This window comes from Flavobacterium sp. (assembly GCF_049318185.1).
GTDB lineage: Bacteria > Bacteroidota > Bacteroidia > Flavobacteriales > Flavobacteriaceae > Flavobacterium.
In genome coordinates, this window is record NZ_JBMOGV010000203.1 from 1 (window position 1) to 2,506 (window position 2,506).

Consider the following 2,506-nt stretch of genomic DNA (forward strand, 5'->3'; position numbering starts at 1 on the left):
TTCTCGGATTTGTCTGATTCGATGGGACAAATCCACTTGATATGACTGATTGGGTACTTCCACAAATTGACATGAATTCGATATAAAGTTGAAAGCAATTTTTATTCATTCTATCAATTTCAAGCACTTCAAAAAAATAAATACGGAAACCCGTAATTTACTTTTATAAATCATTGATTTACAAGACTCCAATTTCCCATTTTGGCATATTTTTCGAAAAACGATGGCTGGATAACCTCCTAAAAATGAGAAAATCGTATCTTTTCAACTGGCTTCTTGCAATGATTGAGCTCTAATTTCATATTCGGCAATTAAATTCATTGCTTCAACATATACCCAAGTCAATATCGGCTAATTCAATATATGTAACAACATCACAGATACCTTGTTTCCCTGTAAAATAATATCCTGCAAATTGGGTAGATTATTCCTCCGAAACGAATGGTCTCCTACGCCATTAGGGGTAAGACTATTCGGAGAAGGAAACATCTCAGAAACTTCGTATCCCTGTATAAAAATATCCCACTGAATTAGGCAGATTATTCCTCCGAATCGAATAGTACAACTCTGGCGTAGTATTCGGAGAAGGGAACCCATTACCTTATTTTCTGATTATTTGTTTGTCAAAACCGCTTCCCTATTGTAAACATAAATTGAGAAATTGTATCTCCTTCCGTATCAAACTGAAGACCTACCAAAAGCCCCAGACAAATATTATTTTTTAATGTGTAATTATATATCAATTGTCCGCTTCCTCCTACTGCAATAGTTTTTTGGGGACCTGTATTCTCGATAACAATTACTGGAAATGGTATCCCAGTCAGAGGTTCATATAGTACATTTATAGCATCCCAAATGGATGAAGATTGGTATCTTATCAATCCTCCCAAACGAAAATGCAAGTCATGAGACTTTGAATCAACTAAACTATAGCCAATATGAGAAGTTGCCTGAAAACCAGCTGCGGTATAACGTGCTGAGCCATCTCTGAATTGGCCAATAGGATATTGATAAAATAAATCAAATGACCCATCATTAATCGTTCCTCCCACAGAGGCAGACCAGATAAGTTTCTTCTTAAATTTTTTACTATATTCTGTAAAAAAACTAAACCCAAAGCTGTCTCCTGAACCAGTAAAATTTGTCCCTGCTGAAAACTGTAATAGATTTTTTTGAGCATTACTTTGATTGAATTGAAGTATTACAATGAAAAGAAAAAAAAGATACTTCATAATTATTTATTTATACTGCAAACATATGTTATGGGGTTACCAGAAGACTTCTGATAACCCCATATTTTTTAATGGCTTCGTTTAATTATAATTCCTGTCAAATTATATTCTTGGTTAATTTGATCAGTAAATTGAATAATTGACTGACCAAGATCATCATCTTTGTTTTTAGAAGGAATAGAAGTAGTTGTGGTTTGCGTGTTTCCAAACGAATCCTTCCATGTGGTTGTAGTTGATATTGAACTACTGGCTCCACCATCCTCCTCAATCCATTTTTCAGTAGTCCAATCGCCTATTGTTGCTAAATTCCAGTTAAAAAGAAATGTGCCAAAATTACGAAAAACTCCATTAAAATGTATTCGACGCCATTTTCCATATTTTTTGTCATGTATTGTACCTCCTCCACCAGCGCCTTTATTTAAGATACTACGAAATTCAGGCTTTCCAGCCACCCACGGCTCAACAAGAGACCAATTAACAACCTTGATAATTCCACCATATTCCGCTCGACCGTTAAATCTTGAGTATGATTCAATAAGCCCATCTTCAACTGCAGCAATCATATTTTCCGGAGAACAATTTTCTTCTTCCCCCACAACCCAAACATCGTGTTCCCAAGCAAACTCCTCATCAATGTTTTGAAAAAAACTTAGCACCCCATTCATTACTACTATATAACCGGGACAAGTTTTTGTTGGATTTTCATATTCATCTGCAATGACTGCTATAGGATCTTGATATCGATAACCACTTGATTGATTAGACGTAGAAACCAATCCACTGCCATTTGGCACTTTTTTTTCTGCGACCAAATTACTGATATTAAGTAGTGCCTTCTCAGGGTGGTTTTCAATTGAGGGTATAAAAATAATTACATCATTATTTCCATCCCGCTTGCTTAGCTTTTGCAAGTCGAGTAATTTATCGATAGTACCTTTATTCCAATATTTATGTTGTTCATTGAGAGATATTAATTCATTCAATTTAACATAATAATCTCCGTATTTTTGCTTACCACACTCTTGATAAGCAATAGTCCTAAATTTGTTGTCTTCTTTTGCTGTTGCAACAATTACGGCTGCTATACCCTTATATGCGTCAGAAACATTTGTAACGGAATTTTTTGGATTGTTCAGCATTTCATTTTTTTTACAACCAATTAGAGTTAAAACAAGAAATGCAAAAAGTAAAATTGTATTTTTCATAACTTTAAATTAAATGTCAAATAATGTCACGCAGAAGTCCCGCTACCGTGAACTCGGTTTTTCCAGTTT

General features: G+C 34.6%; 2 protein-coding genes. Both read right to left on the minus strand.

The genetic code is table 11. The annotated features are described in order from the left end of the window. Positions 1–623: 623 nt before the first annotated feature. Positions 624–1,232, minus strand: a complete 609-nt coding sequence (locus ACOYLT_RS11530; RefSeq protein WP_422853989.1) for a hypothetical protein — start codon at positions 1,230–1,232, stop codon at positions 624–626. A gap of 68 nt (positions 1,233–1,300) precedes the next feature. Beyond that, positions 1,301–2,437: a hypothetical protein gene (locus tag ACOYLT_RS11535; protein ID WP_422853990.1), complete on the minus strand. Its 1,137-nt coding sequence runs from the start codon at positions 2,435–2,437 to the stop codon at positions 1,301–1,303. Positions 2,438–2,506 lie beyond the last annotated feature (69 nt).

What these genes read in the sequence shown, in the direction of transcription:
- ACOYLT_RS11535 (WP_422853990.1), bottom strand. Translation starts at nt 2,437, where the DNA reads ATGAAAAATACAATTTTACTTTTTGCATTTCTTGTTTTAACTCTAATT.
- ACOYLT_RS11530 (WP_422853989.1), bottom strand. Translation starts at nt 1,232, where the DNA reads ATGAAGTATCTTTTTTTTCTTTTCATTGTAATACTTCAATTCAATCAA.